Raw genomic sequence first — 25559 nt, 5'->3', positions numbered from 1 at the left:
GCTCCGCCGAGCCCGTGTTAACCCGCCGAGATCCCCTCTCCCGGCGTCGGTGACGCGTCCACGAGGAACGTCGCCGCGTAGCGGTCAACATATGGTCTACCGGATCGGTGCGCAATTTCCCGCATCAGCTCGTCAACTGCCCCTCTGACCTGGGCCGGGCCGCAGCCGGCCGGGTACCGCCGAGGGGGTCCGAAACTGATGTGGACCTTCGCCGGGCGCAGCAGGCGCCCGCCGCGGGGGTTCATCCGGTCGGTGCCGGAGAGCACGGCGGGCACCACGGGCGCGCCGGTGGCCACGGCCACGCGCAGCACGCCGGTGCGGCCCCGGTAGACGCGGCCGTCGGGGGAGCGGGTGCCCTCGGGGTGGATGGCCCAGACGCCCCCGGCCTCGAGGATGCGGGTGGCCGCGTCGAGGGCGGCCGCGGCCGCGTCGCCGCCGGTGCGGTCGACCGGGACCTGGCCGGAGACCGTGTAGAACCAGCGCCGCAGCCGCCCGCGCGGCCCGGTGCCGGTGAAGTACTCGTTCTTGGCGAGGAAGCTGATCGGCCGGGGGATGACCAGCGCCAGGTAGAGCGAGTCGATGAAGGCCAGGTGGTTGGCCGCGACGATGACCGGGCCGTCCTGGGGGATGTGGTGGAGCCCCTCCACCCGGGGTCGGCCGAGGACGCGCAGCAGCGGGCCGAGCAGGACGTGCTTGAACAGGCGGTACCACATGGGATCCTCCTCGTAGACAGTGTCTACGCACACGCTAGTAGACACTGTCTACGGGCGCACGGGCGGATGTCGGCCGCCGGGGCGCGCTGTGCAGAATTGAGCCCATGTCCGAACCGCTGCGCGACCGCCTCGTCGAGGTCGGCGCCGACCTGCTCGAGGAACTCGGCGCGGGCGGGCTCGGGCTGCGCGCCATCGCCCGGGCCGCCGGGGTCTCGCACGGCGCGCCGCGGCGCTGGTTCCCGACCCACGCGGCCCTGCTGGCCGCGATCGCCCACCGCGGCTTCACCGACCTCGCCACGGCGTTCGCCGGCGCGCCCGGCGGGCCGCGGGAACGCCTGCGGCACATGGCGGTCGCCTACGTCCGGTTCGCCGCCGAGCGGCCGGAGATGTTCACCCTCATGTTCCGGCACGACCTGCTCGCGGGATCCGGCCAGAACCTGCGCGCCACCACCGTCCCGCTCTACGCCGAGGTGGTCGCGCTGGTGCGGGCCGCGCTACCCGGCGCGGGCGAGGACGCCCCCGATCGCGCCCTCGCCCTGTGGACGAATGTGCACGGCCTGGCGACCGTCACCGCGGGGCGCTCGCTCGAACTCCTCGCGCCCGGCGCGGATCCGGCGGCGCTGGCGGCCGGGCTCGTCGAGCGGCACCTGGCCTGATCGCGGCCTAGAGCCCGGCGACCGCGGCGGCGAACCGGTCCAGCTCGTCGAAGTCGACGAAGTAGTGCGGCGAGGCGCGGACCACCGAGGGCAGCGCGCGGGAGGTCATGTCGAGCAGGGTCGAACTCGCGTGGCTGACGGTGACGGTCATGTTCCGCTCGGCGAGCCCGTCGCGCACGGCGATCGGGTCGACGCCGTCGACGGTGAAGGAGACGATGCCGCTGTGCCGGGTGCCCAGATCGCGCACGGTCACCCCCGGCAGGGCCGACAGCGCGGTCCGCAGGTACGCCGCCCGCTCGGCCACGGCCGCGTACACCTGGTCGGGGCCGAGCGCGAGCAGGTAGCGCACGGCCGCGCCGAGGCCGAGCCGCGCCGCCACGTCGCACTCCCAGAACTCGAAGCGGCTCGCGTCGGGGGCGAGGGCGTAGGAGTCGGGCCCGGTCCAGGTCGCCCCGTGCAGGTCGAGGCGTTCGGGTTCCATGGTGCGCGCGAGTTCGTCACGGACGTAGAGGAATCCGGTGCCGCGGGGCCCGCGCAGCCACTTGCGCCCGGTCGCCGAGAGCGCGTCGACGCCGAGCGCGGCCACGTCGAGGGGGAGCTGGCCGATCGACTGGCAGGCGTCGAGCAGCACCAGCGCGCCCACCGCGCGCGCCAGCGCGGTGGCCTCGGCGATCGGGTTGACGAGGCCGCCGTTGGTCGGGGCGTGCTGGAGCGAGACCAGCCGCACCCGCTCGTCGAGCATGCGCTCCAGCGCGCCGAGATCCAGGGCGCCGGTGCCGTCGCTGGGGATGTGCTCGACCACCGCGCCGGTCGCCCTGGCGCGCTGGAGCGCGGCGATGGCGTTGGTCGCGTAGTCGGCCTCCGACAGCAGGATCCGGTCGCCCTCCCGCAGCGGGACCGAGTAGAAGAAATCGGCCCACGACCGGGACGCGCTGTCGCTGAGCGCGATGGTGGCGGGGGTGGCGCCGATCAGCGTGGCGACGGCGCTCTTGACGTCGGCCAGGTCGTCGAGCCGCTCGTTTGCCGCACGGTAACCACCGATCTCGGCCTCGCGGCGGAGGTGGGCGATGACGGTGTCGGTGACGACCGCGGGGGGCAGGGAGGAACCCGCGCTGTCGAGGAAGATCAGGTCCGAGGTCAGGCCGGGAGTCGCTGCCCGGACGGCAGCCGAGTCGATCATGGGTTCGACCATAGTGCGCCCGGCCGTTTCCGCTTCGTCATCTTTTCTGTCGGATCCCGTGGCTACTCTGGAATGACCCGGGTGCCCCTCGACGCGGCAGGGCACCGGTGTGGCACACGGACAACGCGGTAGGCACCACAGCATCACCCGGACAGGTGGAGGTCGGCATGGCGGTCATTCTGGAGCGAGTGTCGGCCACGGATATGCCCGCTGAGCAGGGCGAACTCTCCTCGCGCGCGGCGGCGGAAGCCTATGTCGGCGGCGTCTGCTTCAAGCTGGGGCCACCCACCCTGATCGGCGCCGAACTGGAGTGGCTCACCGCGGCAGGCAGCGGTGAGCGCCCCGCGCCCAGCGACCTCGCCGCCGTGCTCGGACCGCACGCACCCGTGTCCATCGCCCCCGGATCCCCCGCGCTGGCCCTGCCCGCGGGCAGCCGCGTCACCGTGGAACCGGGCGGCCAGATCGAACTCTCCAGCGCGCCCTTCGCCGACGCGGCCGACCTCGAGGCGGGCCTGCGCGCCGATGCGGGCAGATTGCGGGAACTGCTGGCCGCGGGCGGTATCGACATGATCGCCGCCGCCGCCGACGATCGCCGTCCCGCCCAGCGCCTGCTGCTCCTGCCCCGCTATCAGGCGATGGAGCGATGTTTCACCGGCATCGGACCCTTCGGCAAGCTGATGATGTGCAATACCGCGGCCACCCAGGTCAGCGTGGACGCCGGCGCCGATCCGGCCGAGGTCGCCGCCCGCTGGACCGCCCTCTACACCCTGGCGCCCGCGCTGATCGCCGCCTTCGCCTGCTCCCCGCGCCTGTACGGCGCGCCCGAGGGCGGCTGGGCCTCCCAGCGCATGCGCACCTGGCTGCGCCTCGACCCCGCCCGCACCCGTCCCCCGGTCGCCGACTGGCCCGACCCGGTGTCCGGCTACGCGCACTGGGCCCTCGACGTCCCGCTGCTGTGCGTGCGCAACGCGGACCCGGCCGCGGACTGGGCCGCCCCGCCGGGAGCGACCTTCGCCGACTGGCTCGACGGCGCCGTGGACGACGAGATCGGCCGCAGGCCCGAACCCGCCGATCTGGACTATCACCTGACCACGCTGTTCCCGCCGGTGCGCGCCTCGGGGCACCTCGAGGTCCGCTATCTCGACACGCAGCCGAACGACAGCTGGTCCGCGCCGATCCACGTCGTCGACGCGCTGCTGTCCACGCCCGAGGTGACCGCCGAGGCCACGGCGCTGGCCGCGCCGGTGGCCGATCGCTGGCAGCAGGCCGCCCGCTGCGCCCTGGCCGACCCGCGGCTGCGCGCGGTCGCCACCGACGTCCTCGATCTGGCCACCGCCCATGCCCGATCCTCCTGGGCCGCCGAACAACTCGCCGCGGCGACGCGGCGCTGCCGGGCGGGTCTCGCCCCGCACGAGGTGACCGGCCCGCCGCCCCGACGATCACGGAGAACCCGCTCGTGACCCTGCCCGCTCCCTCCGACCACCGCGACGCCGAACGCCTGCGCGAGCGGATCGCCGAGGTGCTCCGGCGCGCCCGCCTGCGCACCACCGGTCTCACCGACGCCGTCGACGACGCCGACCTGATCGCCCAGCATTCCCCGCTCATGAGCCCGCTCGTCTGGGACCTGGCCCACATCGGTAACCAGGAGGAACTGTGGCTGGTGCGTGACGTCGGCGGCCGGGACGCGGTGCGCGCCGACATCGACGAGCTCTACGACGCGTTCAAGCACGCCCGCGCCAACCGCCCCGCCCTGCCGCTGCTGGACCCCGCGCAGGCGCGCGGGTACGTCGGCGCGGTCAGGGAGAAGGTGTTCGACGTCCTCGACACGAGCGCGCTGGCGGGAAACCCGCTGGTGGACAACGGCTTCGCCTTCGGCATGATCGCCCAGCACGAACAGCAGCACGACGAGACCATGCTGGCCACCCATCAGCTGCGCGCGGGCGCGCCGGTGCTGTCGGCGCCGCCCGCGCCCACCGCCGCCGCCACCCCCGTCGGCGAGGTGCGCGTGCCCGCGGGCGAATTCGTCATGGGCACCTCGGCCGATCCGTGGGCGCTGGACAACGAGCGCCCGGCCCACCCGGTGCACGTGCCCGCCTTCGCGATCGACGCCGCCCCGGTGACCAACGAGCAGTACCTGGCCTTCGTCGACGCGGGCGGCTACGAGCGGCCCGAACTCTGGTCGCCCCGCGGCTGGGCGCACCGGCAGGAGGCCGGCCTAATCGCGCCCCAGTTCTGGGAGCGCGACGGAGACCGCTGGTACCGCCGGGTCTTCGGCCGCCGGGTGCCCCTGGCGCCGCGACAGCCGGTGGTGCACGTGTGCTGGTTCGAGGCCGAGGCGTTCGCGGCCTGGGCGGGCAAGCGCCTGCCGACCGAGGCCGAATGGGAGAAGGCCGCGCGCTACGACCCCGCGACCGGCGCGTCGCGCCGTTACCCGTGGGGCGAGGACGAACCGACCCCGGCCACCGCCAATCTCGGCCAGCGGCACCTGGAACCCGCCGAGATCGGCGCCTACCCGGCGGGTGTCTCGGCCACCGGCGCGCACCAGCTCGTCGGCGACGTGTGGGAATGGACCGCCTCGGGGTTCGAGCCCTATCCGGGGTTCCGCGCGTTCCCGTACCGGGAGTACTCCGAGGTGTTCTTCGGCGGCGACTACCGGGTGCTGCGCGGCGGGTCCTTCGGCACCGATCCGGTCGCCTGCCGCGGCACCTTCCGCAACTGGGACCACCCGATCCGCAGGCAGATCTTCGCCGGGTTCCGCCTGGCCCGCGACCTGCGCGAGGACGAGCGCTGATGTGCCGTCATCTCGGCTACGTCGGTCCGCCGGTGACGGTCGGCGAGCTGCTGGTCCGCGGGCCGCACTCGCTGTTCGTCCAGTCCTGGGCGCCGCGCCGGATGCGCGGCGGCGGCACCGTCAACGCCGACGGTTTCGGGGCGGCCTGGTGGCGCCGCGCCAACGCGGGCATCGACGACGTCCGCCACACCGTCAGCCGTTACCGCAATCCCGCGCCGATCTGGACCGACCCCGCCGTGGAAGAGGTACTGGGACAGCTCGAGTCGCACGCGGTGGTGGCGGCGGTCCGCTCGGCCACCGTCGGCATGCCGATCGAGCGCGGGGCGTGCGCGCCGTTCACCGACGAGCACTGGGCCTTCAGTCACAACGGGCTCGTCCCGGCCTGGCGGGCCGTGCTGCCCGCGGTGGCCGCCGACCTCGACGCGACGCTCGACGCGCCGGTCTTCCGGTCGCCCGCGATCCTGCTCGAGGCCGAGTCGCTGACCGATTCGGCCGCGCTGTGGGTGCTGTTGCGCGGCCTGCTGGAGACGCTCGACCCGGCCGTGGCGCTGACGCGGCTGACCGGCGCGGTGCTGCGCCACGCGCCCGAGGCCCGCCTGAACCTGTTGCTCGGCAACGGCATCGAGCTGTGGGCCACCACCGTCTACCACTCGCTGTCGGCCCTGGTCACCGACGACGCCGCCGTGCTGTCCTCCGAACCCTACGACGACGACCCCCGCTGGCAGACCGTCCCCGATCGATCCCTCGTGACCGCCGTGCCCGGCCGGCTCACCGTCACCGATCTCCCCGCCCTCGAAAGGTCCCGTACATGACCGCGCCGCTGCTGGACGTCCACCTCACCGACGACGATCTGACCACCGCCCTGCGCGCCGACGCCCGTCGCGGGCTGTCCTCCACCCCGAAGTCGCTGCCGCCCAAATGGTTCTACGACGCGCGCGGCAGCGAGCTCTTCGAACAGATCACGGCGCTGCCCGAGTACTACCCGACCCGCACCGAGCGCGCCCTGCTCGACGAGGTCGTCGGGGAGATCGCCGCAACCGCCCGGCCGGAGGTGCTGGTCGAGCTCGGCGCGGGCTCGGCCGCCAAGACCCGGCTGCTGCTGGACGCGCTCACCGCCGAGGGCTCGCTGAAGACCTATGTGCCCCAGGACGTCTCCGTCGACGCGCTGCGCGCCTCGGCCGCGCAGGTGGCCGAGGAATTCCCCGGCCTCGCCGTGCACGGGGTGGTCAGCGACTTCACCGACACCCTGGCGAATCTGCCGCGTGGCGGCCGCCGGATGATCGCCTTCCTGGGCGGCACGCTGGGCAACCTGGTGCCCGCCGAACGCGCCGAGTTCCTCGCCGGCATCCACGACGTCCTCGAGCCCGGGGAGCAGCTGCTGCTCGGCGCGGGGCTGGTGATCGATCCGGCGGTCCTCGTCCCCGCCTACGACGACGCGGCCGGGGTGACTGCGGAGTTCAACCGCAACGTGCTGCACGTGCTCAACCACCGGCTCGGCGCCGACTTCGTGCCCGCCGAGTTCGAGCACGTCGCGCTGTGGGACGCCGAGCACGAGTGGATCGAGATGCGGCTGCGCGCCACGCGCGCGGTCACCGTCACCGTCGCCGAGCTGGGCCTGACCGTCGAGTTCGCGGCGGGGGAGGAGATGCGCACCGAGATCTCGGCCAAGTTCCGTCCCGAGGGGCTGTCCGCCGAGCTCGACGCCGCCGGGTTCGCCACCACCCGCACCTGGACCGATCCCGACCGGCGCTTCCTGCTGCTGCTCGCTCAGCGGCGCTGACGGCCCGGCACGCCCTCGAACACGGCCGACAGCCAGCCAAGCAGCGGCCGCAGCCGCTCCCAGTCCGCGCGGATCTCCTCGGCCGCGCGCGGGGTGGTCAGCCAGTCCGGCGCGCCGTACTCCCGGCTCGCGGTCAGGGACTTGTGCCGCAGCAGGCCGATGCGGGGGTGGTCGGCGGGGTAGCCCTTCGGGCGGGTCTCGAGCTGCTCGCCGCCGATGGTGAAACCGGCGGCGGTCAGCTCGGCCAGCAGCTTCTCCAGTTCGGGGCCGCGCACGTCGTCGTCGATGGTGGCGCGCAGCGCGGCCAGCTGCTCGGCCGAGCCCGCGTAGAACCCGCCCGCCACGAACAGCCCGGCCGCCCCGATCTGGACGTACCAGCCGCAGCCCGGCGCCGTGGCGACCACCGCGCCCTGGTGATTCTTGTAGGGCGTCTTGTCCGCGGCGAAGCGCACGTCACGGTACGGGCGGAAGATCTTGGCGGGGCCGAAGTCGGGTTCGAGGTCGGCGGTCAGGGCCACCATCGGGGCGCGGACCGCCTCGTCGTAGGTCTGCTTGTTCGCGGTCCAGAAGGTCTTGGAGTTGTCGGCCTCGAGGTCCTCGTAGAAGTCGAGGCCGGCCAGCGGGAATCCGGTGAAAGTGCGCATCGCCGTCGAGCGTCCTACAGATCTTCCTCGTCGGCCAGGTATTCACCGGAGATGAGGTCCTCGCTGGAGGCGCGGTCCCTGGCGAAGAGGGTGTCGTCGCCCACGATGTCCACCGCGGCCACCTCGGCGGGGCGCTCGTCCTCGGCGACGGCCTCCCGGGCCTCGCCGCGCCGCGACCACTCCTGCTCGAGTTCCTCGCCGATGCCGAGGTAGCCGTCGTCGTCGGCCTCGTGATTGCGGATCACGTAGTCGGCGGGCGGGTCCTCGACGGTGCGCTCGTAGGCGACGATGTCGTCGGCCTGGTCGTCGTCGCCCATGTCCATGTCCAGTGGTTCACGACTCATGGTTCCAGTATCCGCCCCCGCGCGCCCGGGGCGGGGAACCGCGGCGCTACGTCCAGCCGCCGAACCCGATGCCCGCGACGAGCAGCACGATCCCGATGAGCATGAGCACGACGACGATGCCGTTGGCGATGGCCGCCCCGATCGCGGTCGACTCGCCCTTGCGATGCCCGATGATGCCCGTGACCAGCCCCGCGGGCGCGGCGACCAGCGTCGGCAGCCCGCACATCATCAGGCCGCCGAACAGCGACACGCCGAGGCACACCCAGCTCATGATGGTCAGGACGGGCGTGTTCTCGCGGTAGCCGTAGAACTGGCGCGGGTAGGGCTGGTAGCCGGGCGGCATGGGGACCGGGGTCCCCGGCACCTGGTACGGCGTGGGGTAGGGATATTGCGGGCCCGCCGGATACCGCGGGTACCCGGCCTGGGGATACCCCGGCTGCGGGTAGGGGGCCTGGGGATGGCCCGGCATGGGGTAGCGGTAGCCCGCCGGGGCGGGCGGCGGTCCGGGATAGGGCGGCATCTCCGGCACGGGCGGCGGTCCGGGCGCGGGCGGGATCGCCGCACTCTCCAACCCCGCCCACGGCTCCTCCGCCCGGGGGACCGGTGCCGGGCCCGACGGCGGCGCGGCGGACGGCCCTGCTCCCGGCGCCGTGCCGCCCGGCGGCGCGTCCTGCGGCCGGGGAGCGGGGGCGGGTTCCGCGTCGCGCGGACGCCCCTTGCCGAGATCGATCGGCTCCTGCGCTTCGCTCATCGTTCCCCCCGGGTAGTCGTCCGATGTGTCCTTACTACCACCCGCCACGACAACTCACCCCGCCACGACGACCCAGCCCCCACGGGCCGACCTCGGAGGCCCCGCCGGGCAGCGGCGGTCGCGGCCGCCCCGACGAAAAGAACCCCGACCCCATGCGGCGCAGCCGCGAGGATCGGGATTCTTTTCGTCGGGGCACAAAGGGCCGCGACTCGAGCGCGCCAGCGCTCCAAAAAACAACTCAGGCGTTGCCGTTGAAGAGGCCCGTGACGGAACCGTTCTCGAAGACCTCGCGGATCGTGCGCGCCAGCAGGGGCGCGATGGACAGCACGGTCAGCGTGGGGAACTTCTTCTCCTCGTCGATCGGCAGGGTGTTGGTGATGACGACCTCGCGGGCGCCGCAGTTGGCCAGACGCTCGGCGGCCGGGTCGCTCAGCACGCCGTGGGTGGCGGCGATGATGACGTCGCCCGCGCCGGCCTCCTTGAGGACCTTGACCGCGCCGGCGATGGTGCCGCCGGTGTCGATCATGTCGTCGATCAGCACGCAGGTGCGGCCCTCGACGTCACCGACGACGCGGTTGGACTTCACCTGGTTGGGGACCAGCGGGTCGCGGGTCTTGTGGATGAACGCCAGCGGGGTGCCGCCCAGCGCGTCGGCCCACTTCTCGGCGACCTTCACGCGGCCCGCGTCGGGGGAGACGACGGCCAGGTTGTCGGAGGGGTAGTTGGTGCGGATGTACTCCGAGAGCTGCACCAGGGCGTGCATGTGGTCGACGGGGCCGTCGAAGAAGCCCTGGATCTGGTCGGTGTGCAGGTCGACGGTGATGATCCGGTCGGCGCCCGCGGTCTTGAGCAGGTCGGCGACGAGGCGGGCCGAGATGGGCTCGCGGCCGCGGTGCTTCTTGTCCTGGCGGGCGTACGGGTAGAACGGCAGGATGGCGGTGATCCGCTTCGCCGAACCACGCTTGAGGGCGTCGATCATGATGAGCTGTTCCATCAGCCACTGGTTCAGCGGCGCGGGGAAGCTCTGCAGGACGAACGCGTCGGAGCCACGCACCGACTCCTCGAACCGGACGAAGATCTCGCCGTTGGCGAAGTCACGCGCGGTCTGCGGGGTGATATCGACGTCCAGTTCCTTGGCGACCTGCTCGGCCAGCTCGGGGTGCGACCGGCCGGCGAAGAGCATCAAGTTCTTCTGGTTGTCGATCGAGAACGCGGTCACTGCTGTTTGCCATCCTTTTGCTCGATTGTCTGACTCGACATCTCGTGTGCCGCGATGGCTTCCGCCGCCGCGCGCGCCGCAGCGGTTCCTGGACGGTAACGCTGCACCCAGTTCTCAATGATGCGCTGTGGTCCACCTGACACCGCGAGTGCCCCCGGCGGAACGCTTCTACGCAGCACAGTACCCGCACCCGTATACGCGCCGTCACCCACGGTGACCGGAGCGATGAACATGGTGTCGCTGCCGGTGCGCACATGGGAACCGACCACGGTGTGGTGCTTGTTCACGCCGTCGTAGTTCACGAACACGCTGGAAGCGCCGATGTTGCTGTACTCGCCGATGGTCGCGTCGCCGACGTAGGTCAGGTGCGGCACCTTCGAGTGGTCGCCGATGGTGGCGTTCTTGGTCTCGACGAAGGCGCCGAGCTTGCCCGCCTCGCCGAGCTTGGTGCCCGGGCGCAGGTAGCTGTAGGGGCCGACGGTGGCGTCGTCGCCGATCTCGGCCCGCTCGCCGTGGGTGCGGATCACGCTGGCGCCCTGCCCGACGATGACGTCGGTGAGGGTGGTGTCCGGGCCGACCTGGGCGTCCTCGCCGACGACCGTGGTGCCGAAGAGCTGGGTGTTCGGGCGCAGCACGACGTCGCGCCCGATCCGCACGCCCGCGTCGATCCAGGTGGTCTCGGGGTCGATGATCGTGACGCCCGCGCGCATGTGGCGCTCGACGATGTAGCGGTTGAGGGTGCGCCCGGCCTGCGACAGCTGGACCCGGTCGTTGACGCCGGTGACCTTGTTGGCGTCGACCAGGCGCGCGCCGTGCACCGGGTGCCCGGCCTCGCGGGCCAGCCGCAGCACGTCGGTGAGGTAGAGCTCGTGCTGGGCGTTGGCGGTCGACAGCTTGCCGATCATGGCGCGCAGCACGCCGGCGTCGAAGGCGTAGACGCCGGAGTTGACCTCCTTGATGCTGGTCTGCTCCGGGGTGGCGTCGGCGTGCTCGACGATCTCGGCGACCTGGCCGTCGGCGTCGCGCACGATGCGGCCGTAGCCGTTGGCGTCCGGCGGGACGAAGGTCAGCACGGTGACCGCCGGGCGCTCGGCGTAGCTGCGGTGCTCGTCGAGCAGCGCGGACAGGGTGTGCCCGTCCAGCAGCGGCACGTCGGCGGAGGTGACGAGCAGGTCGCCGTCGAAGTCCTCGGGGACCGCGGTCAGCGCGCACTGCACGGCGTGCCCGGTGCCGAGCTGCTGCTCCTGCACCGCGGGAATGATCTTGCGGCCCAGCTCTTCCCCGACCTCGGCGGCGGCGGCGCCGACCTTGTCGCGGTCGTGGCCGATGACGGTGATCAGGTAGGCCGGGTCGATCTCGGCGGCGGCGTGCAGCGCGTGCGCGAGCATGCTGCGACCGGCCAAGGGGTGCAGCACTTTCGGGGTCTTCGACCGCATTCGTGTCCCGGCTCCGGCGGCGAGAACGACGACGGCGGTCTGCGATGGCATGGATCTCCCTCGGCTGCTTTTGTCAGCGAGTGTGCTGTGTAACTGCGGTTCGGCGCACTCGGGGTGCGGGCCGACGATACGTCACTGTGTCCGTGTGCTCCGCCGCCAGGACTCGAACCTGAACTATCTGAGCCAAAATCAGAGGTGCTGCCATTACACTACGGCGGATCGCCACACCGGCGGGTCTCAGGGGAACCGCCGCTGTGTCACGGCACGGTCAGATCCTCGCACATCGGCCCGTGGTTCCGCGATTCCTGCCCGGGGGCGGCGCCGGAGAGTCGCGCATCGGGGGTGTGCCGTGGCGTGGACAGGAGGGGGTCGGCGAGGCGTCGGCCGGGATCTGGAACAGTTGGTTGACTTTCGCCGAGCAGGAGTAGCGGAAAGGCAGATCGATGTCGTCGAACGAACCGGGGCGGGTGTCCCGGCCGCGGATGACCGGCACGCAGCGACGCGAGCAACTGGTCGAGATCGGCCGCACGCTGTTCGCCGAGCGGGGCTACGACGCGACCTCGATCGAGGAGATCGCGCAGCGTGCCCAGGTGTCCAAGCCGGTGGTCTACGAGCATTTCGGCGGCAAGGAGGGCCTCTACGCGGTGGTGGTCGACAGGGAGATGTCGATGCTGCTGGAGATGATCACCTCCTCGCTCACCCAGAACCGGTCACGAGTCCGTCTCGAGCAGGTCGCCCTCGCGCTGCTGACCTACATCGAGGAGCGCACCGACGGCTTCCGGATCCTGGTGCGCGATCAGCCCGCCTCCTCCGGCGACGGCCGCTACTCGAGCCTGCTGAACGAGGCGGTCAACCAGGTCGCCCACATCCTGGCCGGCGATTTCGGCCGCCGGGGCTTCGACACCAGCCTGGCCCCGCTCTACGCCCAGGCGCTGGTCGGCATGGTCTCGACCACGGCGACATGGTGGCTGGACGAACGGACGCCGCCGAAAGAGGTGGTCGCCGAGCATCTGGTCAATCTCTGCTGGAACGGACTGAGCCATCTGGAAGCCGAACCCCGGCTCAGCTCCGAATGGAACAGGAAGGCCGGGTCCGGCGCCGCCGGATAACTGGGTGTTTGCGGGTGTAAACCGGCGGATTCCCGATTCGGCTGGTATACGCCCGGCTGGTGGTACGGTTCACCCATCCTCATGGGTGCTGCCGGGCGGGATGTCGATCTACTTCACAGATGTCGGTCTACTTCAGGATGGCTGGGATTTTTGGATGACAGGCGGATCTGATGGCTAGGCAAGCACGCGCGGAGATCACCCGCGACTCCGTCCTCGCGGGCGCTGCCGATGTCTTTCTACGGCTCGGCTACGCGAACGCGAGCCTGAGCGAGATCATCGCGCAGTCCAATGTGACCAAGGGCGCCTTGTACTTTCACTTCGGGTCCAAGGAAGAGCTCGCGCGCCGTTGTCGATCAGGGCAACGAGCGACTGGTCGGCTCGTGTCAGGGCTTCTTCGACTCCCGCGTGCCCGCGCTCGAGGCGTGCATCGGCATCACCTACGTGGTCGCCGACCTGTCGATGAACGACCCGATGGTCGGGGCGATGCTCAAGCTCACCCACCAGATCGGCGACTATCGCGGCGCGGCGGGCGACAACATCGCCAAGACCTGGGGCGAGACCTACCGCGTGCTGGCCGAACGGGCGATAGCCCAGGGCGACCTGCACGCCGAACTCGACGCCGAGGTGGTCGGGCTGCTCCTGCAGGAGGTCACCGCGGGCGTGCACATCGTCGCGGTCGGCACCGAGGCGATGGAACAGATGGCGGCACGCATGGAACGCGCCTGGTACTTCCTGCTGCCCGCGATCGTGCCCGCGGAGAAACTGTCCTACTTCCGCGAGTTCGCCGCCAGGCGCCTCCGCCGCTACGTCACGTAACTTGGAGCGCTGGCGCGCTCGAGTCGCGGCCCCTCGTGCCCCGTCGAACAGCGACGCGATACTCGCGCCTGCGGCGCTTTGTCTCGCGTCGCTGTTCGACGGGGCGGCCGCGACCGCCGCTGCGCGGCGGGGCCTCCTCGGGGTCGGCCCGTGGTGGTTGCGTGGTTCGGCGCGTGGCGCGTCGGCGCGGCGGTGCGGCGGCGTGGTCGGGTCGTGGTCCTTCGGGGCTCGCCGTCGGTGTGCTCGGTCACGGTGCTTCGGGGCTCGTCGGGGGTGGCCTGCCGGTCGCGGCCCGGAGTCCGGGTGGTGGCGTCGGCCGGGGCGGTGGGGAGGCCCGGATCGATGTCGGGTGTGGTGACTAGACTCGGAGCGCCCTGGTTCGTCGCCGTCGTGCAGTAGGAGTTGCGTCCATGTCTTCCCTGCGTCCACCGCTTGCCGGGCTGGCCGAAGCGGCGGGGGGTGACGCGGCGCTGCGGACCGTTGCCGAGCTGGTCGGGAAGTCCGGCGTCGAGCTGGTCGCGCCGTCGGCGGTGCGTCCGTTCGTGTCCGCGGCGATCGCGCGGCAGCGGCCGCTGGTCGTGGTCACCGCCACCGGGCGCGAAGCCGACGACCTCACCGTGGAGCTGGCCGAGATCCTCGGCGACTCGGTCGCGCTGTTCCCGTCCTGGGAGACGCTGCCGCACGAGCGGCTCTCGCCGGGCGCGGACACGGTCGGCCGCAGGCTGGAGGTGCTGCGGCGGCTCGCCCATCCCGAGGACCCGGTCTACCCGGCGCCGTTGCGCGTGGTGGTGACCACGGTGCGCTCGCTCATGCAGCCGATGACCGCGGGCCTGGGCGACATCGAACCCATCGTGCTGCGCGTCGGCGCCGAGCAGGACTTCGACGCCCTGCTCGCGCGGCTGGTCGAATTCGCGTACACCCGCGTCGACATGGTCGGCAAGCGCGGCGAGTTCGCCGTGCGCGGCGGCATCCTCGACCTCTTCCCGCCGACCGCGGATCACCCGGTGCGCGTGGAGTTCTGGGGCGACGAGGTCACCGAGCTGCGTCCGTTCGCGGTGGCCGATCAGCGCTCGCTGACCGAGGTCTCGGTGGAATCGGTGGTCGCCCCGCCCTGCCGGGAACTGCTGCTCACGGCGCCGGTGCGCGAACGCGCGGCCGCGGTGGCGGTCGAGTTCGCCGCGGACGCCGCCCTGGTCGAGATGCTGGACAAGATCGCCGAGGGCATCCCGGTCGACGGCATGGAGGCGCTGCTGCCGGTGCTCGCGCCGGGCCATCTCAGCCTGCTCACCGAGGCCGTGCCCGAGGGCGCGCATCTGCTGCTGTGCGATCCGGAGAAGATCCGCACCCGCGCCGCCGACCTGGTCCGCACCGGCGAGGAATTCCTCGAGGCGTCCTGGACCGCGGCCTCGTTCGGCGGTGACGCGCCGCTGGGCGCGCACGGCCTCGACCTGGCCGCCTCCGGCTATCGCGGCCTGTCGGAGATCCGCGAGAGCGCCGACGAGCGCGGCCTGCCCTGGTGGACGCTGAGCCCGCTGAGCTCCGGCGACCCGAGCGAGGTCACCCTGCCGGTGCAGCCGGGGCCGACCGCGCGCGGCTCCGAGGAACTGGTCGCCACGATCTTCGCCTCGCTGCGGGCGCACGTCACCACCGGCGGCCGCGCGGTCGTCGTGGTGACCGGGCACGGTACGGCCCAGCGCATCCTGGAGCGCCTCGGCGAGGCCGAGGTCCCCGCCGCGGCCCTCGACCCGGGCGCGGCGCCGGAACCGGGCGTGGTCGGCGTGCTGTGCGGCTCACTGCACGACGGCCTGATCTTCGACGACGCCGGCCTGGTCGTCGTCGCCGAGTCCGACCTGACCGGCAACCGGGTCACCGCGCCCGGCGAGGGCAAGCGGTTGCCCGCCAAGCGCCGCAACCAGGTCGACCCGCTGGCGCTGGAGTCCGGCGACATGGTGGTGCACGACCAGCACGGCATCGGCCGGTTCGTGGAGATGATCGAGCGCACCATCGGCGGCGCCCGCCGCGAGTACCTGGTCATCGAGTACGCGCCCGGCAAGCGGGGCCAGCCGGGCGACCGCCTGTTCGTGCCGATGGAGTCCCTCGACCAGCTGTCCCGCTACGTCGGCGGCGAGATGCCGAGCCTGTCCAAGCTCGGCGGTTCGGACTGGGCGAACACGAAACGCAAGGCGCGCAAGGCCGTTCGCGAGATCGCCGGCGAGCTCGTGCAGCTCTACGCCGCCCGCCAGGCCGCGCCGGGGCACGCCTTCGGCCCGGACACGCCGTGGCAGCAGGAGATGGAGGACGCCTTCGCGTTCACCGAGACCGTCGACCAGATGACCGCGATCACCGAGGTCAAGGCCGACATGGAGAAGCCCGTCCCGATGGACCGCGTCGTCTGCGGCGATGTCGGCTACGGCAAGACCGAGATCGCGGTGCGCGCGGCGTTCAAGGCGGTCCAGGACGGCAAGCAGGTCGTCGTGCTGGTGCCGACCACCCTGCTGGCCCAGCAGCACCTGCAGACCTTCACCGAGCGGATGGCCGGCTTCCCCGTGACCGTGAAGGGCCTGTCGCGCTTCACCGATCCCGCCGAGTCGAAGGAGATCATGGCGGGCATGGCCGACGGCGAGGTCGACATCGTCGTCGGCACGCACCGCCTGCTGCAGACCGGCGTGCGCTGGAAGGATCTGGGCCTGGTCGTCGTCGACGAGGAGCAGCGCTTCGGCGTCGAGCACAAGGAGCACATCAAGGCGCTCCGCACCCATGTCGACGTGCTCACCATGTCGGCGACCCCGATCCCGCGCACGCTGGAGATGAGCCTGGCGGGCATCCGCGAGATGTCGACCATCCTGACCCCGCCCGAGGAACGCCACCCGGTGCTCACCTACGTGGGCGCCTACAACGACAAGCAGGTGACCGCCGCCATCCGCCGCGAGCTCATGCGTGACGGGCAGGTGTTCTACGTACACAACCGGGTGTCCTCGATCGACAAGGCGGCCAAGCGGATCCGCGATCTGGTGCCGGAGGCACGGGTGGTCGTCGCGCACGGCCAGATGAACGAGGACCAGCTCGAGCGCACCGTGCAGGGTTTCTGGCAGCGCGAGTTCGACGTGCTGGTCTGCACCACCATCATCGAGACCGGCCTGGACATCTCCAACGCCAACACCCTGATCGTGGAGCGCGCCGACTCGCTCGGCCTGTCGCAGCTGCACCAGCTGCGCGGCCGGGTCGGCCGGTCCCGTGAGCGCGGCTACGCCTACTTCCTGTACCCGCCGGAGAAGCCGCTCACCGAGACCGCCTACGACCGGCTGGCCACCATCGCCCAAAACTCCGACCTGGGCGCGGGCATGGCGGTGGCCATGAAGGACCTCGAGATCCGCGGCGCGGGCAACGTGCTCGGCGCCGAGCAGTCCGGTCACGTCGCGGGTGTCGGCTTCGATCTGTACGTGCGTCTGGTCGGCGAAGCCGTGGAGGCCTACCGCGCCGCCGCCGACGGCAAGCCCATCGTCACCGAGGAGCTCAAGGAGGTGCGCATCGATCTCCCGGTGGACGCGCACATCCCGCCCGACTACATCGCCTCGGACCGGCTGCGCCTCGAGGCCTACCGGAAACTGGCTGCGGCCCAGGAGGATTCGGCGCTCTCGGCGGTGGTCGAGGAACTCGTCGACCGCTACGGCCCGCTGCCGGTCGAGGTCGGCAGGCTGGTGTCGGTGGCCAAGCTGCGGCTGCTGGCCCGCTCCTACGAGGTCACCGAGATCGCGGTCACCGGGACGACGCTGAAGATCGCCCCGCTGAATCTGCCCGATTCCAAGCAGCTCCGGCTCAAGCGCCTCTACCCGAGCGCCACCTACCGCGCTGCCAGCGGCCTGGTGCAGCTGCCGCTGCCGCGGGTCGAGGACAGCGTCGGCGCCGACCGGGTGCGCGACCTGGCGGTGCTGCGCTTCGTCGCCGACCTGCTGCTGGCCCTGGACGGCAAGGCCCCCGGCGCGGTCGACCTGTCGCTGCCGGAGGTGGCGGCCGCCCGATGACCGACCGGGAGCACGACACCGATCTCGCCCGGGCCGCCGCCGAGATCGCCGCCGACCTGTCCGGCGCCGTCGACGTGATGGACCGGCTGTGGCGGTTCGGCGGCTGGGAGTCCACCCAGACCCACGACTCGCTGCGCCCGTACCTGCTGGAGGAGACCTACGAGCTCCTCGACGCGATCCAGGACGCGGACGCCGAGACCATCAAGGAGGAGCTCGGCGACCTGCTGTTGCAGGTGCTGTTCCATTCCCGGATCGCCCAGGCGGCGGGGGAGTTCACGGTGGCCGACGTCGCCGCGGCGCTGGTGGCCAAGCTGGTGCACCGCAGCCCGCACCTGCTCGCGGGCGATCTCGATCCCGGAGCCGACGTGGCGGAGAAGATCGCGGCGCAGGAGAAGGCCTGGGAGGAACGGAAGTCGGCGGAGAAGGCGCGCCGGTCCTGCCTCGACGGGATCGCGATGGCCCAGCCCGCCCTCGCGCTGGCGGAGAAGGTGCGCGCCCGCAGCGCCCGCGCCGGGCTGCCCGCCGATCTGGTGCCCGAGGGGCTGCGGCTGGTCCACCTCGACGGTCCCGACAGCGCCGAGGAACGGTTGCGCAAGGCCACTCTCGACTTCGCGAAGGACGTCCGCGCGGCCGAGGACGCGGCCGAGGCGGACCGCGGCGAACGCGCGCCCCTGAGCGCCGCGGACTGGCGCCGGTACTGGCCGTAGCTACCCGTCGGCAACCACGGCGCGCCTGAGAACTTGCCGAGAGTTGCCGGGCCGATCGCTCCGACGCCAGCGGGCAAGGGACGCAGCGCTTTAGACTCGACGGGGAGCGCGAGCTCGCGTCCGACGATCGATGAGGTGAACTGACGATGGCAGCCGAAGTACAGCCAGTGGAAACCGACATGTCGAACGAGCATCCCGAGCTGACCGTCCTGCCGGTGTGGCCGCAGGAGACCATCGCCGTGCTGGTCACCACCGATCCGGGCCCGCACGCCATCCCCGTGTCCTGGCCGGTGCGCGCCGGTGACCGGCGAATCCTGATCAGCCTCAAGTCCGATCGCGGTTCGCTGGCGCGCCTGCGGGAGCGGCCCGAGGTCGCCCTGCTCATCCTCGGTGGCGGTAACGTCGCCCTCTGTGCCAGGGGCCGCGCGACGGTGCTCGCCGAGGGTATGCCGACCTCGCCGGACTACACCGCCGTGCGGATCGATGTCGAGGTGATCGACGACCATCGGCAGTCCGCGTTCGCCGTCGATCGGGGTATCCAGCGAACCGTGCTGGACGATACCGAGCTCCGATCGCTCGAGAACCGGGTCGAAACCCTACGATCCTGGGCGGAGAACGAGAAGTGATTCGGCGCCCGGCGCCGGAGGGAAGGGACATTACATGAGCGTCACACTGGCCAAGGGCGGCAACGTGTCGCTGTCGAAGCAGGCGGCCAACCTCACCAAGGTCTCGGTCGGCCTGGGCTGGGACGTCCGGACGACCACCGGCGCCGACTACGACCTCGACGCGAGCGCGCTGGCCACCGGCCAGAACCTGAAGGTCCTGTCGGACCAGCATTTCGTGTTCTACAACAACCTCCGTTCGCCCGACGGCTCGATCGAGCACACGGGCGACAACCTCACCGGCGAGGGCGACGGCGACGACGAGGTCATCAACGTCGACCTGGCCGCCGCGCCGCCGCAGATCACGAACATCTTCTTCCCGGTGTCCATCCACGACGCCGACGCACGGGGCCAGTCCTTCGGCCAGATCCGCAACGCCTACATCCGCGTCGTCGACGCGAACACCGGCGCCGAACTGGCCCGCTACGACCTGTCCGAGGACGCCTCCACCGAGACGGCCATGGTGTTCGGCGAGCTCTACCGCCACAGCGGCGAATGGAAGTTCCGCGCCATCGGCCAGGGCTACGCCTCCGGCCTGGCCGGCATCGCCCGCGACTACGGCGTCAACGTCTGAGGAGCGGGCGCGCCCCGCGCACACGCGGCGAGGTCCGCGGCGAGACGCTCGCCGCGGACCTTTCGCGTATCAGGAGTTCTGGGCGGCCGGGACGCGGGTGGGCCGCGCCGGGACCCGGGCGACGAGCAGGGCGAAGTACTTGCGCAGCATCAGCAGCGCGGTCGCGGCCAGGCCCGCGGTGAGGCCCCACCAGACCCCGGCGGGGCCGAGGTGGAGCGGGAAGGCCAGCAGCAGGGCGGCGGGCAGGCCGACGGCCCAGTAGCCGACGAGGGAGAGGCGGAAACCCGCGGAGGTCTCCTTCAGGCCGCGGAGCAGGCCGGTGCCGATGTTCTGCGCGGCGTCGAAGAACTGCAGGACGATGCCGATCAGCAGCAGGGTGTGCGCGATGGCGACGGTCTCGGTGTCGGCGGGGTCGAGGAAGGGGCGCAGCACCGCGTCCGGGGTCAGGACGTAGAAGACCCCGGTGACCGCGGCGACGATCCCCGCGTAGCGCAGGGCCAGCCACGCCACGGTGCGGGCGTGGCCGGACTCGTCGCGGGCCACGGCGTGGCTGACCAGGATCGACGCGCCGTGCGACAGGCCGATCGCGACCTGGAACACGATGTAGATGACCTGGTAGACGACGTTGTGCGCGGCAAGGGCGGCGGGCCCGAAACTGCCCATGACCAGCGCGAGCACCGAGAACATGCCTGCCTCGGAGCCGTAGGTCAGCGCGATCGGGGTACCGAGGCGCAGTTCGTCGCGCAGGGTGGCCCAGCGCACCGGGAACGGCGTGGTCGGCAGGGTCGGGCCGATCCGGTCGTCGTAGTGCACCATCGCCCAGAACACGCCGAAGGTGAGCAGGAAGACCAGCGAGGTCGCCACGCCGATGCCGGTCAAGCCCAGCGCGGGCATGCCGAGCCAACCGTGCATGAACGTCAGCGCGAGCACCAGGTTCAGCACGACCGAACCGAGGGTCACCAGCAGCAGGGCCTGTGGTCGCTGCATGCCGACGGTGTACTGGCGCAGGACCTGGAACCACAGGCAGGGCAGCAGGCCCGGCGCGAGCGCGATCATCAGGGGCCGGGCGTGGTCGAGGACGGCGGCGTCCTGCCCCAGCCAGGGCAGCAGCCAGCCGAGACCGACGAGCAGGACCGCGCCGAGCAGGCCTGCGGCGGTGGCGATGACGAAGCTGCCGCGCACGATGTCGCGGACCTCGTCGTCGGCGGGTTCGCCGCGCTTGCCCGCCGCGCCGACCGCGGCGGCGATCTGATTGCCGCTGCCGGTGATCAGCCCGACGCACATGGTGCGGATCTGGTTGAACAGCACCAGCGCCAGCCCGCCCGCCGCGACCTCGGTGACGCCGAGGGTGCCCATGAGCGCGATGTTGGTGGTGGAGACCGCGATCTGCGCGAGCTGGGTCAGCGCGATCGGGGTGGCCAGGGCCGCCAGGCGGCGGCCGTCGGAGGTGGCGGCGTCCCCGGTCACCGCGCCGGCACCAGTCGGGGCGTCCGCGTGGCGGGCGCGTAGCGGTCGAGCAGGACGCCGACCTCGGCCTCGGTGATGGGGTCGAGCAGCTCCCGCGCGCCCATCCACTCGTCGTCGAACACCGTGTCGAGGTACTTCTCGCCGCCGTCGCAGACGATGGTGACCACGGTCGACCCGGCCGGGAACTCCTCGAGCCGCTGCAGGGCGCCGAAGACCGACCCGCCCGCCGACCCGCCGAGCAGCAGCCCGAGCTTGCGCGCGATGGCGCGGGCGGCGGCGAAGGCGTCGGAGTCGGACACCTTCACCCCCTCGTCGAGCAGGGCGTAGTCCACCGCGGTGCCGATGGTGGCGCCGGGCGGGGTGCCGGTGCCGGACTGCCAGTACGGCCCGCCGGGGCCGCCGAAGGCGATGGACCCGACCGGCTCGACCCCGATCACCCGGGGCACGCAGCCGAGCTGGCGCAGCCGGGTGGCGGTGCCGAACAGCGACCCGCCGGTGCCGACCGCCGAGAACAGCACGTCGACGTGGCCGAGGTCCTCCAGCAACTCCTCGGCGACGGCGTAGTAGCCGACGGCGTTGGCGTCGTTGTTGTGCTGTTCGGTGAAGTAGGCGTCCGCGCGGGCGGCGGCCATCGCCTCGGCGAGGTCCTCGCGAGCCGAGGTGGCCAGGTCGTCGTCGCCGTCGTCGGCGACGAACACCAGGTCGGTGCCCATGGCGGCCATTGCGCGCAGCTTGTCCTTGCAGGCGTGGTTGTCGACCACGGCGGTGAACCGGTAGCCGCGTTCGGCAGCGACCACCGCCAGGCCGAGCCCGGTGTTTCCGGACGTGGACTCGATGATATGCCCGCCATCGCGCAGCAAACCCCGCTGCTCGGCGTCATCGATCATCGAGCGCGCCATGCGGATCTTGGCGGCGCCGGTCGGGTTGAACTGTTCGAGCTTGAGCAGCAGCCGGGTACCGGTGTCGGTGGCGGCGAGCTCGAACAGGGGGGTGCGGCCGATCAGATCCGTCACGCGCGTGACGACAGCCATGGGGGTACTCCTCCATCGGGTTCGGTGCGGAATCAGCGGGGTGGGGCGTCGAGGGTCCAGCGCAGGCGGTCGCGCGTCGGGCGCAGGACGACCTTCGGCGGGACGGGCAGTTCGTGGAACGCGGATTCGTTGGAGTCCATCTGGTACCCGGCGGTGTTCGGGTAGACCAGCAGGTCGCCGACGCGCGCCCGCCGGGTCAGCGGGACGCGGCGGCGGCTGAGCAGGTCGGACTCCAGGCAGGTGGCGGCCCCGACCACGGTGGCGGTCGGCTCGCCGGGCGTCACGGGCCACAGCACGGGGTCGGGCAGGTATTCGCTGTCGAACCACTGCTCGGACAGGCTCAGGCTGGTGCCGTCGACGGTGACGATGTCGTAGGGATGACCGTGCGCGGTGCGGGTCTTCACGCCCTGGACGCGGAAGACGGTGCTGCCCGCGCGATCGAGCAGGGCGCGGCCGGGCTCGATCGCCAAGCGGATGCCGTTGGCGCGCACCAGGTCCGCGAGCGTGCCGGTGCCCGGCGCGGCGTGGTGCCCGAGTATCTCGCCCAGCATCGCGGCCCCCGGCGCCGGGAAGTGGTACGGGTAGTACCCGCCGCGCGGCGGGTCACCGTGGAACCAGCGCGGGTCCGGGTCGCCGAAGCGGGCCCAGTCCGCCGCGCCGACGTAGTCGACGCCGAATCCGCCGCCGATGCTGATCGTGTCGGCCCGGTGCCCGAGCGCGCGGGCGCCCAGGCAGCGGCCGACGAGTTCGGCGGCGAGTTCGGCGCGCGGGGCGGCGGCGTAGCCGGACAGGTGGAAGCTGAAGCCCTCCAGGGTGATCGGGCCGGACGGATCGATCGAGGCCACGGCGGCGGCGAGCTCCTCGGCGTCCAGCCCGAACCGGCTCGTCCGCCCCTCGGGCAGGACGCGCAGCAGCGCGCGGGCGGGCGGGCCGAGCGCGGTCAGGCGGGCCAGCTCGTCGAGCGCGTCCACGGCGATCAGCGCGCCGTGCCGGGCGGCCAGCCAGAGCAGGTCCTCGGATTTGGCGGGCCCGGTGACGACCAGGTCGGCGCCCCGGACGCCCGCGGCCAGCGCGGCGACCAGTTCGCCGGTGCCCGCGACGTCGATGCCCGCGCCCGCCTCGGCGCAGGCGCGCGCCACACAGGCCGCCTTGTTCGCCTTCTTGCCGTAGTAGATCGCGCCCGTGACGCCGGCCTGGTCGAAGGTCTCGCGGAAGGCGGCGATGTTGGCCGTGACCCGCTCGGGGTACAGGACGTGGAACGGGCCGCCGATCGCCGCGGCGATGTCGCCGAGCAGGTCCTCGTCGCCGAGCAGGCGGGACTCCCACGGATCGCGGTGCGCGGGCAGGGGCGGCGCCGCGGTCGGCCCGGTCAGTCCCACAGCGGCACCTCGGTGCCCCGGCCCTGGGCGATCGCGATCTCGGCCAGCGCGTGCGCCACGGCGATGTCGGTGAGGACGAGGCCGCTGTTGTAGACGAAGATCTTCTCCTCGTCGGTGCGGCGGCCGGGCTTGCGGCGGGTGAGCACCGCGGGGAGTTCGGCGTCCACCGAGCGGAGGGTCCCGTCCGGGCCCGCCATGTCGGTGCCGGTCAGCGCCATCTGCTCGGCGCTGGTCGCGATCACCCGGTCGGCGTCGACCAGCGCCGAGGGGGCCAGCCCGTAGCCGACCAGCACCGCCACCGAACCCGGTGCCAGATGCCGGGATTCGAGCGCGACCTCGGTGCCGGGACCCGCGGTCGCCAGTACCACGTCGGCGCCGCCCGCCGCCTCGTACGGGTCGTCGACCACCTCGAGCAGCGCGTGCGGGTGCCAGACGGCCAGCTGGTCGCGCACGGCGGCCAGCCCCTCGGCGTGCGTGCCGTAGACCGCGAGCTTGCGCAGCCCGGGATTGGCGGCCAGCAGGTGCGGCAACGCGTGCCTGCCCTGCGTGCCGGTGCCGATGAGCAGCGCGCTCTCGGCGCCGCGGCGGATGGTCTCGCGCACCAGCAGCGCCGACACCGCCGGGGTGCGCAGGGCGCCGACCCGGGCGCAGTCCATCATGGCGATGGGCGCGCCGGTGGTGTCGTCGTAGAGGGTGATGGTGGTGAAGTACCGCTTGGTGCTGCGGTCGTGGCCCGGGTCGAACTTGTAGGAGGTCTTCATGGCCACCACCCGCCTGCGGCCGTCGCGGCCGAGCATGGCGTAGGACACCGACCAGCCCTCGGGGTGGGCGACGCTGAGCTTGCGCGGGTTGTCGGACTCGCCCGCGGCGAAGGCGAGATAGGCCTCCTCGACGGCCCGGACGACCTCGCCCGGCGTGATCGGCACCTCGGCCAGATCGCTGCGCGAGAGGACGCGCAGCGGCGTCACACGGTCACGGTTGTTCAACGGATCCTCGATCGTCATCGGTCGTATCCCGCTCTGCTGCCCCGGTGGTGAGCCGGGTGGTGCCGGTCCGGAACGGCGCGACCACGCGCTGCCCGTACCCATTCTCGGTCGCCTCGGCCGGATGCCTGCGTCGTTCGGGCAGGCGGATGTTGACGCGTTTGAGCCAGCGGTCGGTGCCGTCGTAGCGGGCGCGGAACGGGACCCGGCCGTGCACCGCGACGTCGTTGTCGACCAGCAGGATCTCGCCCGGCGCCAGGGCGGGCGCCCGGCACACCCGCGCGAGCTCCGCGGTGAGCCGGGCGTAGGCCCGGCGGAACGGCGGCTCCGCGTCGTCGAGCGGGGTGTAGGCGGGATCGTAGCGAAGCGTTGTGCCGCCGCCGTTTTCGGATTCCCAGAGGGTGGGCAGCGGCGGTGGGCGGAAGCGCTCGTGGCCGTCGCCGTAGGAGACGTCGGGCAGGATCGGCAGCGTCGGGGTGCGGAGCAGGGCGCGGTCGGCGTCGTCGAGGTCGACCTCGCGGACCGAGGAGACCGTGGTGGCGACGCCGTCGGGATTTCGCAGGCAGGCCAGCAGGAGCAGGTTCGCCCGGGCGGCGTGGAAGGCGTCCTCGGTGTGCGGGCTCAGCAGCACCGAACTGCTGGCCCCGGACTGCTCCTGTTCGTGACCGGCCGCGGGGACGATGTTGTTGACCAGCCTGCCGTCCTGCTGCCCGGCCCAGCCGAAGGGCTCGCCCGCGGCGCGCGCGAGCAGCAGCATCGCCAGGTCGAGTTCGAGGGAGGCGCGGGTCGGCAGCGCCGCGGCGGCGCGCCAATTCTGCGGTGTGGGACCGAATTCCGCGTCGTGGACCGGCAGCGCGCGGATGACGACGGCGCCGCCGGTGCCGCCGGGCGGGCGTACCGCGCGGCGCGCGGACTCGGGCAGTTCGGGCGCGAAGTCGGCCACCGCGGCGACGACCTCGGGGTGCGCCAGTCCTGCCTCGGTATGGCACAGGTCACCTAAGGTGTCGCGAATGTGCGCGGCGATGGCGCGCACGGCCCAGCCGGCGTGTGCGCTGAGCTCGCGGTTCTCGATATTCGGCGGGTGAAGCGTATTTCGTTCGGAGAGAACGCCTTTCACCGCTGTCCCTTCTTCGCATCGGTCGGCATCCGGCAGGTGGGGTGACTCGATGTGCGAAGCTAGTGCCTACGAATCAATTAAGCAAGGCTTACCTAATCGAACATTCGGGAATAGCGAACAACTATGGCATGAGTGTTGTACCCGAGGCCGGATCACGCCGGTATCGCGGGGTCCGGCC

General features: G+C 72.0%; 22 protein-coding genes, 1 tRNA gene and 1 pseudogene. 11 read left to right on the top strand and 13 right to left on the bottom strand.

Features of this window, described 5'->3' with window-relative positions; genetic code table 11:
- Nucleotides 1-17 precede the first annotated feature (17 nt).
- Entirely contained in the window at nt 18-713 is a 696-nt protein-coding gene (locus ON36_RS22995) for a lysophospholipid acyltransferase family protein (protein ID WP_052314262.1), read from the bottom strand.
- A 104-nt stretch (nt 714-817) separates the two neighbouring features.
- On the opposite strand from ON36_RS22995, the gene ON36_RS22990 reads away from it, so the two are divergent.
- Nucleotides 818-1369 carry a TetR/AcrR family transcriptional regulator gene (locus ON36_RS22990; RefSeq protein ID WP_043657391.1) on the top strand — a complete coding sequence of 184 codons (552 nt, stop codon included), beginning with the start codon at nt 818-820 and terminating at the stop codon, nt 1367-1369.
- Between the two features lie 7 nt (nt 1370-1376).
- On the opposite strand, the gene ON36_RS22985 is transcribed toward ON36_RS22990, so the two are convergent.
- Nucleotides 1377-2549: an aminotransferase class V-fold PLP-dependent enzyme gene (locus ON36_RS22985; RefSeq protein WP_043657459.1), complete on the bottom strand. Its 1173-nt coding sequence runs from the start codon at nt 2547-2549 to the stop codon at nt 1377-1379.
- A 167-nt stretch (nt 2550-2716) separates the two neighbouring features.
- Here ON36_RS22985 and egtA point away from each other — a divergent pair, with 167 nt between their 5' ends.
- From egtA to egtD, 4 genes are read left to right on the top strand one after another with little or no spacing between them, the layout of a single operon-like run.
- On the top strand, nt 2717-4009 hold the full coding sequence (gene egtA, locus ON36_RS22980; RefSeq protein ID WP_083885328.1) for an ergothioneine biosynthesis glutamate--cysteine ligase EgtA: 1293 nt from the start codon (nt 2717-2719) through the stop codon (nt 4007-4009).
- The gene (egtB, locus tag ON36_RS22975) at nt 4006-5340 is read left to right on the top strand and encodes an ergothioneine biosynthesis protein EgtB (protein ID WP_083885323.1); all 1335 of its coding nucleotides are present in this window, start codon (nt 4006-4008) and stop codon (nt 5338-5340) included. The genes egtA and egtB overlap by 4 nt, the downstream gene beginning before the upstream one ends.
- Nucleotides 5340-6152 (top strand): ergothioneine biosynthesis protein EgtC, encoded by an 813-nt coding sequence (egtC, locus tag ON36_RS22970; RefSeq protein WP_043657388.1) that lies wholly within the window; start codon nt 5340-5342, stop codon nt 6150-6152. The genes egtB and egtC overlap by 1 nt, the downstream gene beginning before the upstream one ends.
- Nucleotides 6149-7120 carry an L-histidine N(alpha)-methyltransferase gene (egtD, locus tag ON36_RS22965; protein ID WP_043657386.1) on the top strand — a complete coding sequence of 324 codons (972 nt, stop codon included), beginning with the start codon at nt 6149-6151 and terminating at the stop codon, nt 7118-7120. Before egtC ends, egtD begins: the two co-directional genes overlap by 4 nt.
- On the opposite strand, the gene ON36_RS22960 is transcribed toward egtD, so the two are convergent.
- The 6 genes from ON36_RS22960 to ON36_RS22935 all read right to left on the bottom strand — a co-directional run bounded on the left by ON36_RS22960 (nt 7108) and on the right by ON36_RS22935 (nt 11733).
- Nucleotides 7108-7764, bottom strand: coding sequence for a DUF2461 domain-containing protein (locus ON36_RS22960; RefSeq protein WP_043657383.1), 657 nt, complete (start codon nt 7762-7764; stop codon nt 7108-7110). The two genes, egtD and ON36_RS22960, sit on opposite strands and share 13 nt — an antisense overlap.
- 14 nt (nt 7765-7778) lie before the next feature.
- Nucleotides 7779-8108 carry a hypothetical protein gene (locus ON36_RS22955; protein ID WP_157224985.1) on the bottom strand — a complete coding sequence of 110 codons (330 nt, stop codon included), beginning with the start codon at nt 8106-8108 and terminating at the stop codon, nt 7779-7781.
- A 46-nt stretch (nt 8109-8154) separates the two neighbouring features.
- On the bottom strand, nt 8155-8859 hold the full coding sequence (locus tag ON36_RS32935) for a hypothetical protein (protein WP_157224984.1): 705 nt from the start codon (nt 8857-8859) through the stop codon (nt 8155-8157).
- A 238-nt stretch (nt 8860-9097) separates the two neighbouring features.
- Complete coding sequence (locus ON36_RS22945) at nt 9098-10078, bottom strand: ribose-phosphate diphosphokinase (protein WP_043657380.1); 981 nt, start codon at nt 10076-10078, stop codon at nt 9098-9100.
- Nucleotides 10075-11565 carry a bifunctional UDP-N-acetylglucosamine diphosphorylase/glucosamine-1-phosphate N-acetyltransferase GlmU gene (gene glmU, locus ON36_RS22940; protein ID WP_043657377.1) on the bottom strand — a complete coding sequence of 497 codons (1491 nt, stop codon included), beginning with the start codon at nt 11563-11565 and terminating at the stop codon, nt 10075-10077. The genes ON36_RS22945 and glmU overlap by 4 nt, the downstream gene beginning before the upstream one ends.
- Before the next feature lie 97 nt (nt 11566-11662).
- Nucleotides 11663-11733: transfer RNA gene (locus ON36_RS22935), tRNA-Gln, on the bottom strand.
- Between the two features lie 224 nt (nt 11734-11957).
- Here ON36_RS22935 and ON36_RS22930 point away from each other — a divergent pair.
- The 6 genes and pseudogenes from ON36_RS22930 (at nt 11958) to ON36_RS22905 (ending at nt 19404) form a co-directional block, all read left to right on the top strand.
- Nucleotides 11958-12623, top strand: coding sequence for a TetR/AcrR family transcriptional regulator (locus ON36_RS22930; RefSeq protein ID WP_043657374.1), 666 nt, complete (start codon nt 11958-11960; stop codon nt 12621-12623).
- A gap of 170 nt (nt 12624-12793) precedes the next feature.
- Nucleotides 12794-13439: pseudogene (locus ON36_RS22925) on the top strand (TetR family transcriptional regulator).
- A gap of 410 nt (nt 13440-13849) precedes the next feature.
- Nucleotides 13850-17461, top strand: a complete 3612-nt coding sequence (gene mfd, locus ON36_RS22920; RefSeq protein WP_043657371.1) for a transcription-repair coupling factor — start codon at nt 13850-13852, stop codon at nt 17459-17461.
- Nucleotides 17458-18168, top strand: coding sequence for a nucleoside triphosphate pyrophosphohydrolase (locus tag ON36_RS22915; RefSeq protein ID WP_043657368.1), 711 nt, complete (start codon nt 17458-17460; stop codon nt 18166-18168). The genes mfd and ON36_RS22915 overlap by 4 nt, the downstream gene beginning before the upstream one ends.
- A 146-nt stretch (nt 18169-18314) precedes the next feature.
- Nucleotides 18315-18794 (top strand): pyridoxamine 5'-phosphate oxidase family protein, encoded by a 480-nt coding sequence (locus ON36_RS22910; protein WP_043657365.1) that lies wholly within the window; start codon nt 18315-18317, stop codon nt 18792-18794.
- Between the two features lie 34 nt (nt 18795-18828).
- Entirely contained in the window at nt 18829-19404 is a 576-nt protein-coding gene (locus ON36_RS22905) for a TerD family protein (RefSeq protein ID WP_043657362.1), read from the top strand.
- Between the two features lie 69 nt (nt 19405-19473).
- On the opposite strand, the gene ON36_RS22900 is transcribed toward ON36_RS22905, so the two are convergent.
- The 5 genes from ON36_RS22900 to ON36_RS22880 are packed head-to-tail and all read right to left on the bottom strand — an operon-like array spanning nt 19474 to nt 25381.
- Entirely contained in the window at nt 19474-20871 is a 1398-nt protein-coding gene (locus tag ON36_RS22900; RefSeq protein WP_043657359.1) for an MATE family efflux transporter, read from the bottom strand.
- Nucleotides 20868-21902 carry a PLP-dependent cysteine synthase family protein gene (locus tag ON36_RS22895; RefSeq protein WP_043657357.1) on the bottom strand — a complete coding sequence of 345 codons (1035 nt, stop codon included), beginning with the start codon at nt 21900-21902 and terminating at the stop codon, nt 20868-20870. The genes ON36_RS22900 and ON36_RS22895 overlap by 4 nt, the downstream gene beginning before the upstream one ends.
- A gap of 32 nt (nt 21903-21934) precedes the next feature.
- Nucleotides 21935-23281: an alanine racemase gene (locus tag ON36_RS22890; protein ID WP_043657354.1), complete on the bottom strand. Its 1347-nt coding sequence runs from the start codon at nt 23279-23281 to the stop codon at nt 21935-21937.
- Nucleotides 23272-24285 (bottom strand): ornithine cyclodeaminase, encoded by a 1014-nt coding sequence (locus ON36_RS22885; RefSeq protein WP_052314260.1) that lies wholly within the window; start codon nt 24283-24285, stop codon nt 23272-23274. The genes ON36_RS22890 and ON36_RS22885 overlap by 10 nt, the downstream gene beginning before the upstream one ends.
- Complete coding sequence (locus tag ON36_RS22880; protein WP_043657352.1) at nt 24254-25381, bottom strand: TauD/TfdA family dioxygenase; 1128 nt, start codon at nt 25379-25381, stop codon at nt 24254-24256. Before ON36_RS22880 ends, ON36_RS22885 begins: the two co-directional genes overlap by 32 nt.
- Between the last annotated feature and the right edge of the window lie 178 nt (nt 25382-25559).

This window comes from Nocardia thailandica NBRC 100428, from assembly GCF_000308795.1.
Classification (GTDB): Bacteria; Actinomycetota; Actinomycetes; order Mycobacteriales; family Mycobacteriaceae; genus Nocardia; species Nocardia thailandica.
Note: the sequence above shows the minus strand (reverse complement) of the source record. Positions and strands in the feature narration are given on the sequence as shown.